The sequence below is a fragment of the Desulforamulus aeronauticus DSM 10349 genome, from assembly GCF_900142375.1.
GTDB classification, from domain to species: domain Bacteria; phylum Bacillota; class Desulfotomaculia; order Desulfotomaculales; family Desulfotomaculaceae; genus Desulfotomaculum; species Desulfotomaculum aeronauticum.
The window spans coordinates 54,867-69,326 of record NZ_FRAR01000020.1 but is presented as its reverse complement, the minus strand read 5'-3'; the positions used below and the strand labels follow the sequence as shown (position 1 = coordinate 69,326).

The window sequence follows — 14,460 nt, the reverse complement described above, 5'->3', positions numbered from 1 at the left end:
CCTTCACTAAGTGACTACCATATCACTATATGCAGCAGGGGCTAAAAATATGAATACAATTTATTTTGCTAGTAATCCTTTATGATTAAAACCGTCTCCAATTCGGTATCGTAACACCCTTGAAAATGAATCCCTAATTCTTTCATGGCTTTGAGATAGCGAATAATCTCGGAGGTAAACCGTTCACCCGGACAAATTACGGGGATACCCGGCGGATAGCAGGTTATTACCTCAGCACCTATAGCTCCCTCGGCCTCATCCAGTGAAAGAGGCGTAGCGGACCCTAAAAAGGCCTCCCGAGGTGACATGGCAAGCTCTGGGATATAGGGAAAGGGATTAATCCCTCGTATGTCTGAATAGGCTTTCGTTAGCTCGTTGTTTGACTCAACATAATCAGACAACTTCCCTAGTGCTTGCAACAGATAGCTGGCCTCACTAGCTGTATTTCCAGAGGTAACAAGAAGGAGCAAGTTAAAAATATCTGCCATTTCGACTTGAATATGATACGTTTTTCTTAGCCACTGTTCCGCCCAAAGACCACTAATCATAAGTTTATTTAAACCAATGTTGATCTTCGTGGGATCGATGGCAAATACTCCCGGTTTTCCAAGAAGTTCCTCACCAAGAACTTGGTAATTCGATAACTTTTTAATTTCCCCTCTTAGAAGCATCGCCGTATCTATGGCCTGCTGAACGAACTCTCTCCCTTGACAGTCCATCTGGGCTCTGGCCCCATCCAGTGAAGCCAACAACAGATAGGATGTGCTGGTGCTTTGCAGAATTTTTAGGGTGGCTTCTAATCTTTGCCTGTTAATACGCTTCCCTTTAACATGAAGCATAGAAGCCTGGGTAAAAGATGTCAGCATTTTATGAGTTCCATGTACCGAAGCATCGGCACCTGCTTCTAAAGCAGTCTTTGGTAAGGCTTCGTGAAAACCAAAGTGTGGCCCGTGGGCCTCATCCACTAACAAGGGAATATTATACTTATGAACGATCCGGGCAATGGCTTCTATATCTGAAGCTACGCCCTGATAGGTAGGGTAAACCACTAAAACAGCCCGCGCATCCTGGTGCACTTTGAGGCAGTTTTCAATGCTCTCCGGGGAGATTCCTAAAGGAATGCCATACTCATAATCATATTCCGGTAAAAAAAATACAGGAATGGCACCGCTTAAAATAATACCGCTTAAAATAGAACGATGAATATTCCTGGGAACTAAAATTTTCTCACCAGGATTACAAGTTGCCATTACCAAGGCCTGAAGACCACATGAACTACCATTGATTAAGAAGTATGTTTTGTCAGCACCAAAGGTTGCTGCGGCCAAATCCTGCGACTCTCTGATAACACCGTGCGGTTGGTGTAAATCATCCATACCCGGTACATTCGTTACATCTGCCGCAAAGGCTTGACTACCTAACAAGGACATCGCTTTACTATTTGCAGTTTTACTTCCCTTATGGCCAGGCATATGAAACCTTATGGTCCTATCATTCGAGTATTTCTCTAAGGCATCAATGATAGGTGTTTTTTGTGACATTATCATCCCCCTAATCCCTTTGTATTTTACCTAAATAGGCACGCTTACAATTTTAAGCTGAATGGCAGCACAATGCAAGATAATGTTGAAATTAGTTCACTTTTGGCATATTACCGCGGGGCAAGCATTATGTTTTGTTTTACATATAAAGGAAGGTAGCTGCCAAAGATGAGCTACCTTCCTTTATATTTCTTGTATTGAACATTATTAAAAAGGCTATTTCTAAAACCCTATGCGTGATGCTATTTTCAACCATGTTTCTTCAACTGGCTTAGACCTTTCAAAATCCTTCAAGCATTTACTCTTCATCGGTAACAAAGTCTTGGAACACAGACGCACCATATCCTTGTTCTAAATACTCGGCTCCAAAACCATGCATCATTTCTAAAATGGGAATGATTCTTTTTCCAATTTCTGTGAGCCCGTAGTCTACTTTGGGGGGAACAACAGGATAAACCCTCCTGAATATAAGTTTATCCTTCTCTAAACTTCTTAATTGCTGCGTAAGCATTTTCTGAGTTGCATAGGGTAATCTTTTTTTGATTTCATTAAATCTAAGTGTGTTGTAACTTAAATACCACAGGATCAATATTTTCCATTTGCCGGAAATTATCTTTTGCACCAAGATCATGGGACATATATCATACTTTAAACATTTTTCGTTCATGTGGCATTTCTCATGCTTTTTCTCTTTATCAATAATCATTTTTTCACCCCAATGCTTCAAGTATCTATTTGGGTACTATAGCACAAAAAAGTATCTATTTGCTAAAAAGATATTGATTGATAATATTGTAATATGATATTACTTACACCACAACGAAATTTTTACAATTTATTGCTAAAGCTATTTTAAATCTAAAAATAACAACCTACTACTCGCCATGCTTTGTAGTGTAACGTAGATCAAGGATGAGTTTGCCATGCCCACACTGGCAGCGCAAGAGGGAGGTTATATTATGAAAAGTGACCGGCGGTTTTCTTAACAGAGTAGGTGTATTTAATGTAGCCAAATCCATTTTTAACTAACCAAAACATTACTGCGGAAAAACTGAACACAAATGAGGTGTTAAGCCAATAACTAAGTTTGGGGTGTGGTTATGTGCAGAAATGTAGAAGAATATATTAGCATTGTTTTATCACAAATAGATTGTTCGGAAACAAAAAAAATAGTACGCCGAGGATTACGTTCAGATATTAATCAAATAATCAGAGAGCAGCCTATTCTCAATCCGTCGGAGGAACAACTGGTTACTATTCTTTTTGTGAAAAAGGGCGACCCCAAAACACTCGGACAATATTTTTTGTGGCTTAAAAACTTAGTGGATTTACATTAAGATTAGGGCTGAATATCTACACGCAAATGCCAATTTGCAATACAAAAATTGGACCTGTTGACAAATTGCGGAGCATTGGCCAATTTGGCTAATATTCTGCAATTTATTAACAGGTCCAACTCGTTGCGTTCTTTGGGTAACTTAGTACGTTCCTTCCTTAGGATGCAGTTATCATACAGTTATCACCCCATTTTAAAATGGAATGAAGTTTACCGCGATTTACTTTTGTCAAATCTTTAGGAAATTTACTTATTATAATTTAAATACTTGAACAGAGACCTTTAAGTCTTCCGCCATTAAAGAGAGCTTATTGACCATAGCCTGCATATCCTCAATTACAGCTAATTGTTCTTGCGACATTGAAGCTACATGTTGAACACTTCCAGCCATTGCCTGGGTTGCCTCGTTAGTTTGTTGGAATTGTTCATTTAGGGAAACAATAACATTAAAAATATGATCCAACAGCACCCCTGTTTCACTGATTGATAAATCGCCTATCTCCACCTTAGATGTATTTTCTTTCACTAACCCAATTGCAGAATTTGTACTTTGTTGGATATCATGTACTAATTGAGTTATATTCTGTGAGGCTAAGGTGGTTTCATCGGATAGCTTTCTAACCTCCTCGGCCACCACAGCAAAGCCACGCCCATGCTCTCCAGCCCTGGCAGCTTCGATGGCTGCGTTTAGTGCTAGTAAGTTTGTTTGGTCTGCTATTTTAGTGATGATGTCAATAATTCTTCCAATTTCCTGTCCCTTTTGGTTAATATTATTTACTGCTTCCGATATTTCGTTAGTTGATTGAGTGATATTATTCATGGCATAAACAGCCTCTTGGATCTTTTCCTTGCCACCCTTTGTGTAATTAGTCATTTCTATTGAAGAAGCCGTCACTTCTTGCGAGGATGCTGAGATTTGCTCTACCGTTGCTGCTATTTGAGTAATCTCTTCTGTCCGTTTATGAACAGATTTTTGGATATTTAAACTATAGTTATCCAAGGATTTGCTAGTTCCGTTTAAGGTATTAGCAGAATCCCTAATTTTCTCGATCATTTGTTTTAGATTAGAGATCATTACGTTAATAGCCTCGGTCAAACTTCCCATTTCATCATTACTGAGCTTCGCTATGCTATTTCGCATATCACCATCGGCTATTAATTTAGCACCCTTCTCTAAGAAATCAATTTGTTTTATCTGTTTTTTAATTAGCCACATTGTCAACAATGAAATCAGTATTCCAATAATGATAGAAATAAGGATAACCTTATTAATTGTTGAATAAACCTGGCCGTAAGCCTCTGAAACCGTTTGTTGGGTAATAATGACCCATCCTGTAGATTTCATCTTGGAATAATAGATCGCCATATTATTACCATCGCTATTCACATACTCAGTAAGTCCTTGTTTTCCGGCCATTGCATCTATCACATAGGGCCTTTTAGATAAATCCATGCTTAGTTTTTTACTGTCCGGGTGAACAATGATCTTGCCATTAGATACCACATAAAAATACCCAGTATTGCCAAATTTATGTTTTTTAGTAAATTCCCCTAATTTGTTGAGGGTTAGGTCAACCCCTAAAACACCAAGAATTTGGCCATTCTTATCTTTTACGGGCATTGATATTGTGATGCAAGATTCTTTGGTCACAATATCGGGATAAACATCAGACACAACCATTTCACCCTTTTCAATTGCGTCTTTGTACCAATCCCTTGTCCGTGGATCATAGTTGTTGTCTACGTCTTCCGCAGGGTCAATCATCTTTCCATCGATGGTACCCATATATGTATAAAGGAATCCATTTTCCTTTCTGGTTTGTTCAAAAATACGCATCATTGCCGGAAAGTCTAGGGCTTGCACTTGTTCTGAAGACCCTAAAATAGATACGCTTGCCTTGGCATTATTCAAAAATGTACTTATATTTTCATCAATTAAGCTATTGGCAAGGGCAGAATTTTGAATTTTATCTTCTTTTACCCCTTTTTCAAAAGAGGTTATAGATACGGCTGCTACACTAAAAATACTAATCATCAGCATCGTTAACACAAATAAGGTTAATTTAAATTTAAGACTATTAAATTTAATCATTTTAATATCACTCCTTACTAAACACGAAAACCCTAAAATCTTGTTCGCCAAATCTAACGATCGCCTAGAACGGACCAATAGCCAATTACCTTAATTTTCCTGTTCATTCTTTCACAATTGATCATAGACTGAATTCTTTGAAAATAAAATCGTTTGGACTAATAACAACCTCCTTTGTAGTATTGCCCACCCCTCATTATTGGGTTTATCGCTGTGGTTCCACTTTACTGACTAGAAGATATTTTTTAAAGCCTCAAAACCATGCAAAATTTCTTATGTGTTACTATAGGCTTTGACCTTTTATAGTATATACCTAAAATGTTTACAAGAATTGCAGCAAAATGTAAGATTTTGTTAAGTCTTCCTTAAGTGTTATGAAAGACTTTACCAAAATCACCCATAAAACGGTAAACTATTCCTCGATTATTCTACAGAAATCCTGGTTTCCTTTTTCTCCATTTGGCCTTCAAAAAAGGTAGTGAATGAACAAATTTATAGGATTATTGCACATAACGGCTTATTTATAATCTGCTGCTCGGATAACATAATATTATGGACCCATGTTTACTAGAACATGCCCATAGTCCTGCCCTGAAAATTAAACAGATTTTCATTTATCAGTGGTGCCGCAAAGCGGCATGTTTACATTTTTATTTTATTGCACTTTTGTTACCCTTTGGACTGATATGCTACCGTCAAAGAGATGATGAGTTGCTCTAAAATCCTGGTCTGACGATCAAAAATTCGACGTTAGCTACGAAAAACTTTAGCCAAACTATAGTAAGGCAATATGTTTCAAGGGTATTATATTAAAAATATATCTTTTGGAGGTGCGCCCTTGCAACTCACAGAGAAGCCCAATAGGCTTTTTAATCAAAAAAGCCCCTATCTGTTGCAGCATGCCCATAACCCCGTGGATTGGTTCCCCTGGGGGCAGGAGGCTTTCGATAAAGCCAAGCAAGAGGATAAGCCCATCTTCCTTTCAATCGGTTACAGCACCTGCCATTGGTGTCACGTCATGGAGCGGGAAAGTTTTGAATCTGAAGATGTAGCCGCTATCTTAAATCAACATTTTGTGTCAATTAAAGTAGACCGGGAAGAACGACCGGATATTGACCACATTTATATGAATGTTTGTCAAGCTTTAACCGGTTCTGGCGGTTGGCCCTTAACCATTATTATGACGCCGGAGCAAAAACCTTTCTTTGCCGGGACGTATTTTCCTAAACAGGCTAATTACGGCAGACCCGGTCTGATAGAAATTTTAGAACAAATTGCCGAGCTCTGGAAATCAGATCGGGATCGCTTACTTGAAATTGGTGAGAAACTGACTTCTCATCTGCAGCAAAACGTGAAGAGCCAGCCCGGTGATTTACCGCCGGATATCTTGGCTACATCCTACCAGATGTTCCAGCGCAGTTTTGATCAGACTTACGGTGGTTTTGGCTCGGCACCCAAGTTTCCCACCCCACACAATTTGCTGTTTCTCTTGCGGTATTGGGATAAAACGAAGCAAGATAAGGCCCTCACGATGGTAGCGGAAACCTTGGATTCCATGCATCGAGGCGGCCTATACGACCATATTGGTTTTGGCTTCTCCCGATATTCCACCGACAAGAAATGGCTGGTACCCCATTTTGAAAAAATGCTCTACGACAATGCCCTACTGGCTATTGCTTATCTGGAAACCTATCAGATCACTAACAACCCCAGGTTTGGCCGGATTGCCAAAGAGATTTTTAATTACGTATTACGAGACATGACGTCTCCTGAAGGAGGCTTTTATAGCGCAGAGGATGCCGATTCCGAGGGAGAAGAAGGTAAATTTTATGTTTGGCAGCCGGAGGAAATCATGGATATCCTGGGTCCTGTGGATGGAGAGCTGTTTTGCCGTTATTACGACATCACCCCGGAGGGTAATTTTGAAGGGGCCAGTATCCCGAATCTCATTGGTCAAGACCCTTTAAAATTTGCCGAGGAGCTGGATATTTCTCTGGCAGAGTTAGTGGAGGGTTTGGAGAAGTGCCGCCAGCAATTATTTCTGGAGCGGGAAAACAGGATCCACCCCTATAAGGATGATAAAATCCTGACATCTTGGAACGGTTTAATGATTGCCGCTTTAGCCAAAGGAGCTAGGGTGTTCCAGAGCGATCGATACCGTGAGTCTGCTGCCCTAGCCGTAGAGTTTATCTGGCAGAAACTTCGCCGGGAGGATGGTCGCCTATTGGCTCGTTACCGGGAGGGTGATGCTGCTTACCCGGCTTATTTGGAGGATTACGCCTTTTTAGCTTGGGGTTTGTTAGAACTGTATGAGTCTACCTTTGAAACCCGCTATTTGGAACACGCTTTAGAATTAACACAACAAATGATTGAATTATTTTGGGATAAAGAACAGGGAGGATTCTTTTTCTACGGTAAAGACAGTGAACAGCTTATCAGTCAGCCCAAGGAAGTTTACGACGGGGCCATCCCTTCGGGTAATTCAGTCGCAGCAGTAAATTTGTTACGTCTAGGTCGGCTTACTGGAAATAGTTCCTATGAAAAGTTAGCTAAAAAAATACTAACCACCTTTGCCGGAGATGTAAGCCATTACCCTCCCGGGCACTCCTTCTTGATGATGGCAGCCTATCTAGATAAGGAACCTCCCTTGGAGATTGTTTTAGCCGGCAGTAAGCAAGACCCTTTACTGAAGCAAATGATCTCACTGCTCCAGCAGCAATTTCTTCCCAACGCTGTGCTGCTGGTAAAAGATGATGATGTAGATAATACCCAGCTAGAGACAGTGCTCCCTCTGCTGCAGGGAAAAACATCCGTGGCAGGTAAAGCCGCCGCTTATATTTGTAAAAACTTTGCTTGCCAACCACCAATTAGCGACTTGGCCGAACTAAAAAAAGTAATTACGGCCTAACCGGAAGGGGCTTGTGCGAATAATGTAGAATTTATTCGTTACCAGTCAACCGGAGGGATGGAAATGTTTACAGAAGAATGTACATTGGACAAGATTTACCAAGCACTGAATAGTTTAGTGCTCTTTCAAGGGATTAAGCAGGATGAAGTATGCCAATCCTTTACGCAAATCATAGCGGCAATGAACGACGAAAAACCGAAGTCACCAATTCATCTAGTATCCGAATACCATAGACTTTTGGGCCTACTGCTGCAGCGTACTACTCAAAGCTCACTGCCTGCTATCGGAGATCCTTGGCAAGATCATTTAATAAATTTGCTTTTATTTGATGATAACTGGTTTGCCCGGCAGGCTACCGCTCAGGAGGAAATGCCCCAGTTGTGGCTTGCCGCCTGCCTGCACGATTTAAACCAACTCCAGGTACTCTACCAAGAGGGCTTCGCTGGCTTAGCCCGGATTTTTGGCAACTTGCCCGGTGTATTTAAATTGCCAGGTACAACGGCTGCTTCCTCTGCTAAGGACTGCTCTCATCCGGCAGGCAAGCAAATTCTTGAGCTAAAGCAACGCTTGCAACAGTCTGCCGACTGGCGTGAGCAGTTACCTGCCCTGCTTCATTTTTATCATTCTAACGGTTTCGGGCAGTTTGCCTTATACCGGGCATTCCGTTATGAGGCCGAAGCCGACGGCTACAACTTGAAGGGAATTGCCCAGCCAGATCCGATCCGTTTACATCAGCTTATTGGTTATGAGCGGCAGAGAAATCAAGTACTAGATAATACTGAACGCCTACTACTGGGTCGTCCTGCCCATAATCTGATACTTTATGGAGATCGAGGTACTGGCAAGTCTTCCACTGTCAAAGCGTTATTGCATGAGTATGGTAACCAGGGATTACGGCTGATCCAAGTACCCCGAAGAAACCTGGAGGGATTGCAGGAATTAACCGGCTATTTAAGTTCCCTGCCCTTAAAGTTTATTATTTTTATCGACGACCTCTCCTTTGAAGAAAATGAGGTCGATTACAAAGAATTTAAAACACAACTGGAAGGCAGTCTGGAGCAACCTTCGACCAATTTGTGTATCTATGTCACTTCCAACCAACGTAATCTGATTAAAGAATACTTTGGTGAAAGAGAAAATCGACTGTTGGATAACGGAGAGGTTCACGCCGGCGATACCATGCAGGAAAAACTTTCTCTGGCAGACCGCTTTGGCCTTAAAATTACCTTTATTTCTCCAGATAAAGAAGCCTTTCTCAAGATTGTTCGGGAACTGGCCATGCAGGAAAACCTCTCTCTAGATGCCGAGACTTTAGAAAAAATGGCCCTTCAATGGACTCTCTGGCATAATGAACGTTCGGGACGTACGGCCCGCCAGTTTATCGATCACCTAAAGGATCGGGACAACCTGGAAAATCTGTAAAAGTAGCGAAGCCCTTACAACGGTGTAAGGGCCTCGCTTATTTGGCGTCCAGATGTCTTTCTTGTTCTAACATTACCTGAATTAAACTATCCAGTTCTTGGTCAGTGATACCTCGTTTAGCTTGCTCTTTACTAATGCGAAGGAAAGGAGCTAAATCACCGTTCATTATCTTTTGCTGATCAAATACATTCAGACGGGAGAGAATTTGTTTGGGACCCACCACATCATCCCCCAAGAAATAATAAACATTGATGCCCACAGCCAAGGAAATGGCTTGTACAATGGCAAGGTGAGAAGCTTTTTTGGGATTAAACTGTTTCAACCCTTCAATATCAGAAATCTCCAACATGGTCCTCTTGGCTAATTCCTCCACACTGATTTTTCTTAAATCAAGCATTTCTTGTACTTTCGTATAAACATTCTTGGCCAAGGTCAAAAACCTCCTAAATTCAATATGTAGTATCACATTCTAAAACCCACAGCTTATGATCTGTGGGTTATTATACCCTGCATCATTTATCCTATGGTTGCGTAAAGCCTTTTTCCAACCCATTACCACAAACTAACGTAACAAAATGACTCACAATCCTCGGGTCAAATTGGCTACCGGCACAACGCTTTAATTCCTCCACCGCATAGTCAATAGAAAAGCGCTCCCGATAACTACGATCCGAGGTCATGGCTTCAAAGGCATCGGCCACCGCGATAATTCTACTGATCAAGGGGATCTCCTCGGCAATTAGACCGTCTGGATAGCCGCTGCCATCAAAACGCTCATGATGGGCACGCACAATAGAGACTAGGTATGAAAAAGTATCTATTTGTTTTAAGATATTGGCTCCGATTATCGGGTGATCTTTGATCCTTTGGAACTCCTCCTCGCTTAGTCTTGCGGGTTTGTTTAGAATGTGCTCCGGAATGCCGATTTTACCCACGTCATGCACCAGAGAGGCCACATAAACCAGCTCATTAAGCTCTTGTAATCCCATAGCTGCCGTAATCATTTGAGCATATTCTGCCACCCTTTCCGAATGGCCCCTGGTGTAATCATCTCTGGCCCCAATGGCCTCTGAAAAGGCCAACACCGTCTGAAGTTGCTGTGTATTGATTTTATCGAGTAAGTTTTCATTTTTCCGTTCCAAGCTGCGGCACTTGGTAATGTCTTTATCATAGCAATAAACGCCAGCCAATTTCCCTGAGCTGTCCCGAAGAATGCCCGTGGTAGTACGACAGATAAAATCACTTAGCAGTAAAGGGGCCTGAATACCAACCTCTTTATCCTTAAACTCTCTGCCTGTCTCTAAGGTTTCTATGATTGGGCTTAGGTATTTACCCTGGTAATCAAACTTTCTCCCCTGGTAAACCGTCTGAATAATTGGCAAACCAATTAGTTTCTCTACATTTACACGCAGAAGTCGGCCGACGGCCGGATTCATGGCAATAATGATCCCCTGCTTATCAACGACAGTGATTAAATCATCGGATGATGCCATAATCATTTTGGTGAAATTAGCTAACTGGGGAATTTTACTATAACTCATATTTGGCAAAGAACTCCTCCCAGGGAATCTACTATTAAAATTTTAACGGTTGTTGCAAAACATTACAATAATATCTTTACGTTATAAAAGGAGCCGTTGCACACTGAAACGATGTTGTGAATTAGTTGTCAGCGCAAGCGAAACCTCCGCCGACTTATACCCGGGTAGGGTACATCTAAAAACTTGGCGGAGGCTTCGTTTCTCTAAATAACTATACTTTTAAATGAATAACCAGACTTTGGAATTGCCCTCCCATCTTGGCCAGATCTTGCGAGGCACTGGCAATTTGCTGTACCGAGGCACTGGCCTGCTCTGTGGCGGCTGCCAGATTTTGAGTACCTTGGCTGTTCATCTCTGCCCCTTTGGCAATTTCATCTATAATACTTACCGTGTGTTGAACTTGCTCTAAGATTTCTTGTAGGGCCTGCCCGGCGGTCTGAACTACTTGGGTACCTTCGTGAACTTCCTGTACGCCTAGGTTCATATCCTGTACTGCCTGCGCAGTTTCCTGCTGAATTTGTTTAATGATAGTGCCAATTTCCCTGGCTGCCTGGGAGGATTGTTCAGCCAATTTCCTTACTTCCTCCGCCACCACAGCAAAGCCCTTACCCTGCTCGCCGGCTCTGGCAGCTTCAATGGCTGCGTTAAGGGCCAACAGATTCGTTTGATCGGCTATGCCGGTAATAACCTCCGATATTTTACCAATATCACGGGATCTTTCACCTAACCGCGATACCTGCCCGGAACTCTTATCCACTCGCATCACAATGGAGCTCATTTTTTCCACAGCTTGCTTAACGGCCTGATTACCTATCTTTGCCGAATGCTCCACATCACGGGAAACTTCAACAGCATTGGTTGCTGCTGCTGCTTCTTCAGTGGCTGCACTGGCCAGTTCGGTAGTGGTACTGGTAATTTCCTGCACCGCAGCGCTTACTTCCTGGCTGGCGGCAGATAATTGCTGGCTATGGTCTGCCAAACTACCGCTTTTTTCTACCACTGCTTTAGCCATCTGATGCAAATTGCCTATCATTTTGTTAAAGGCCTGTGCCAGTTGAGCCAGTTCATCGTTACCCCTAACTTCAATTTTCTGGGTAAGATCTCCTTCAGACACCACCAAAGTTTCCTGCACCAGCCCCTTAATGGGTTTGGTGACAGCCCGGGAAGACAGTAGGCTGAGTAGGATTCCTAAGACTAAAGCCAGTAGGCCAAAGATACCCGCAACTTGTTTGGCTTCTTGGCTTACTTTCATAGCTAATGCCTCGGCATTCCTGCTTTCCCATTTTTTATACTCTACATACTCTGTAACCGCTTGTTTCAATTCTTTGGCTAAAGGGTCAAAGGATGTCTTTTTTATCGTACGTGCTTCTTCTATGTTCCCTTGCTCCACCAATGGAACAATATCTTTTTGAAAAATTTCTTCCATTTGTTTATTTAAGTCTCGCACATGGGTAATTCGATCCAAGTTTATCTTTTGTCGGGTAAGCTTAATTAACTCCTCTTCATGTTGCAAAGCTTCTTTAATTTTGCTTTCCACATCTGCCTTAGCCACTTGGTTGCCGCTTAGTAAGTATTCCTTAATGAGGGATGATTGTTCTTCTACGTACATGGAGATGGCTATACCTTCCATGGTACGTACATTATGTTTTTGTAAACCATCAATCTCCGTGGTAATAGCATTTACCTTATAGATCATGATACCAGCTAAAAGTCCTGTCAATACAAGGACTAGACAATAGCCTAGAGCAATCCGGGTAGTTAATTTAAAACTCATAGCACCTTCCCCCTCCCCCTTACTAAAACTTTGTGAAATATTTAACCTACTGTTGTGACAAAACTATAAATAATTCAAACAATTTTTTCAACTATTATTTGAGAGTTTTGTCAAATTATTTTCCAGCAGGATTATTGGCGAAAAATTAACATAATCTGCGCTAACTAGGTGAAATTTAATTCCCCATAGTTCATCGGGTAATCGGTAGTTTCTAGCCCGATCATGTAAGTGGCCGTAGACCACCCGCCCTACTTTATAATCGCAGAGTAGTTCGATGAAACCGGAGCATTCATGAACCTCATTGGTGGGCATAAAATGCATCATAACAATAATTTCAACAGCACTTTTAGCAACACTGCGGAGAGAGTTTTCCAAACGAATTAATTCTCTTTTGTAAATCTTTTCATCTTCTGCTGTGAATTGATGACTGTTGGGGCAAGTCCAACCCCGGCTACCGCAAAGGGCAATTTCCCCCACCAGGGCACTATCATTTTGAATTAGCTTCATATTTTCCGGTACAAACTGGCGCGTCTTTGAGATACCCTGCCACCAGTAATCATGGTTACCAGGCACAGCGTAAATAGTCCCCGGCAGTAGACCTAGAAAATCCAGATCATACCGAGCTTCCTCCAGGCGGGTGGCCCAGGAAATATCACCGGGCATCAGCACAATATCCCCCGGCTGCACTTGGGCTATCCAATTATCGTAAATCTTTTGATAGTGATTGTGCCACTCTTGATTGAAAATATCCATGGGCTTGTGGAGTTCAACCGATTGCCAATTCAGGGGGTCTACCGGTTTGCTAAAAGAAAGATGTAGATCACTGATACTAAAAAATCTCATTTTTCAGACCCCCTACAATTGGTGTTAACTAAGCTTATCCTAACCACCATTTTTTGGTATCTAGCTTATCTTATCCCGCCCAAATTAGGATTGTCAACTGGCTTAAAAAGGAATTTGAAATTTATCCATAAACCAGTCATCATCATATTTACGGCGCTTCAAATATTGCCGGCGCTGCTCCAGAACATCACTCTCTAAAACTAATTGAGACACCAATTGTTCTATGTCTTCTAAATAACTATATAGGGCAATAACCTTCCCTAGCCGGGTTGCACTGAAGTGGCTCATGGCCATCCGCAGAGCATTATGGGCATATTGGTCCATCGATATTTCATAGGGGTGGTGGCTGCGAAAATGATGCTGAATTACCACCGAAGGATTCACTTCAACCCGGTAACCAAATAACCAAAGCTTGAGGGAAAATTCGGCATCTTCATGGCCATATACTTGAAATCCCCTTTCAAAGCCACCCACATCTTGAAAGACTTCACGCTTGACTGCTACACAGCCACCCGGTGCAATCGGCACTTCTGCCACATCGCCGGTGCTCTCAAGCCACTCTATTTCTAAATGCTCCCCCCAGGTCATGCCATAGCCAACAGCGTGCCTAACCTCCATATTGGAGATACCCGGCGATACTGCCCCCGCTCCCCCTTCTAACAATCCTTCGATAAGAATCTCCAGCCAATCCTGTTCTACGGTTATATGGGCATCGCAAAATACCAAGATCTCCCCGGCTGATTGCTGAACCCCTAAATTTCTGGCGTTAGCAGAACCAAGGCCGGTGGTATTAACAAGTTTAACCTTAGACAGAGATTTGCGGTGACTACCCTGTAAAAAAGTGCAACAGCCATCGGTGGAGCCGTCGTTAACCACGATAATATCATAGGGTAATTGACAGGGAGTGTCCAGGATGGATTCTATCGTTTGTTTGATAAATTTCCCTTCATTTTTACACGGGATAATAATGGAAACTGGCGACATACTTTTCCTCCTCGTAAAG

General features: G+C 42.0%; 10 protein-coding genes. 2 read left to right on the top strand and 8 right to left on the bottom strand.

The window, feature by feature from the left end; all coding sequences use genetic code 11:
- Positions 1–68 precede the first annotated feature (68 nt).
- The 3 genes from BUA78_RS13345 to BUA78_RS13330 form a co-directional block, all read right to left on the bottom strand.
- A complete protein-coding gene (locus BUA78_RS13345) occupies positions 69–1,541 on the bottom strand; it encodes an aminotransferase class I/II-fold pyridoxal phosphate-dependent enzyme (protein WP_238456822.1) in 1,473 nt (490 codons plus the stop codon).
- Positions 1,542–1,839: 298 nt separating this feature from the next.
- Positions 1,840–2,247: a winged helix-turn-helix transcriptional regulator gene (locus BUA78_RS13340; RefSeq protein ID WP_072915407.1), complete on the bottom strand. Its 408-nt coding sequence runs from the start codon at positions 2,245–2,247 to the stop codon at positions 1,840–1,842.
- Positions 2,248–3,130: 883 nt separating this feature from the next.
- Complete coding sequence (locus BUA78_RS13330) at positions 3,131–4,969, bottom strand: methyl-accepting chemotaxis protein (RefSeq protein ID WP_072915404.1); 1,839 nt, start codon at positions 4,967–4,969, stop codon at positions 3,131–3,133.
- 838 nt (positions 4,970–5,807) lie between these two features.
- Between BUA78_RS13330 and BUA78_RS13325 the strand changes: the two genes are divergently transcribed.
- Both BUA78_RS13325 and BUA78_RS13320 read left to right on the top strand, forming a co-directional pair.
- A complete protein-coding gene (locus BUA78_RS13325) occupies positions 5,808–7,877 on the top strand; it encodes a thioredoxin domain-containing protein (RefSeq protein ID WP_072915402.1) in 2,070 nt (689 codons plus the stop codon).
- A 63-nt stretch (positions 7,878–7,940) separates the two neighbouring features.
- Complete coding sequence (locus tag BUA78_RS13320; protein WP_072915401.1) at positions 7,941–9,299, top strand: ATP-binding protein; 1,359 nt, start codon at positions 7,941–7,943, stop codon at positions 9,297–9,299.
- Positions 9,300–9,336: 37 nt separating this feature from the next.
- On the opposite strand, the gene BUA78_RS13315 is transcribed toward BUA78_RS13320, so the two are convergent.
- From BUA78_RS13315 to BUA78_RS13295, 5 genes are all read right to left on the bottom strand, one after another.
- Positions 9,337–9,729, bottom strand: coding sequence for a transcriptional regulator (locus BUA78_RS13315; RefSeq protein WP_072915396.1), 393 nt, complete (start codon positions 9,727–9,729; stop codon positions 9,337–9,339).
- Between the two features lie 91 nt (positions 9,730–9,820).
- Positions 9,821–10,840 carry an HD-GYP domain-containing protein gene (locus BUA78_RS13310; RefSeq protein WP_072915507.1) on the bottom strand — a complete coding sequence of 340 codons (1,020 nt, stop codon included), beginning with the start codon at positions 10,838–10,840 and terminating at the stop codon, positions 9,821–9,823.
- Positions 10,841–11,051: 211 nt separating this feature from the next.
- Positions 11,052–12,614, bottom strand: a complete 1,563-nt coding sequence (locus BUA78_RS13305) for a methyl-accepting chemotaxis protein (RefSeq protein WP_072915394.1) — start codon at positions 12,612–12,614, stop codon at positions 11,052–11,054.
- Positions 12,615–12,701: 87 nt separating this feature from the next.
- Positions 12,702–13,457 carry a metallophosphoesterase gene (locus BUA78_RS13300; protein ID WP_072915391.1) on the bottom strand — a complete coding sequence of 252 codons (756 nt, stop codon included), beginning with the start codon at positions 13,455–13,457 and terminating at the stop codon, positions 12,702–12,704.
- A gap of 102 nt (positions 13,458–13,559) precedes the next feature.
- Positions 13,560–14,441 carry a glycosyltransferase family 2 protein gene (locus BUA78_RS13295; protein WP_072915389.1) on the bottom strand — a complete coding sequence of 294 codons (882 nt, stop codon included), beginning with the start codon at positions 14,439–14,441 and terminating at the stop codon, positions 13,560–13,562.
- Positions 14,442–14,460: the final 19 nt, after the last annotated feature.

Bases quoted from the DNA above. Each gene is read 5' to 3' on its own strand.
- BUA78_RS13345 (WP_238456822.1), bottom strand. From the start codon at position 1,541: ATGTCACAAAAAACACCTATCATTGATGCCTTAGAGAAATACTCGAAT.
- BUA78_RS13340 (WP_072915407.1), bottom strand. From the start codon at position 2,247: ATGATTATTGATAAAGAGAAAAAGCATGAGAAATGCCACATGAACGAA.
- BUA78_RS13330 (WP_072915404.1), bottom strand. From the start codon at position 4,969: ATGATTAAATTTAATAGTCTTAAATTTAAATTAACCTTATTTGTGTTA.
- BUA78_RS13320 (WP_072915401.1), top strand. From the start codon at position 7,941: ATGTTTACAGAAGAATGTACATTGGACAAGATTTACCAAGCACTGAAT.
- BUA78_RS13310 (WP_072915507.1), bottom strand. From the start codon at position 10,840: ATGAGTTATAGTAAAATTCCCCAGTTAGCTAATTTCACCAAAATGATT.
- BUA78_RS13305 (WP_072915394.1), bottom strand. From the start codon at position 12,614: ATGAGTTTTAAATTAACTACCCGGATTGCTCTAGGCTATTGTCTAGTC.
- BUA78_RS13300 (WP_072915391.1), bottom strand. From the start codon at position 13,457: ATGAGATTTTTTAGTATCAGTGATCTACATCTTTCTTTTAGCAAACCG.
- BUA78_RS13295 (WP_072915389.1), bottom strand. From the start codon at position 14,441: ATGTCGCCAGTTTCCATTATTATCCCGTGTAAAAATGAAGGGAAATTT.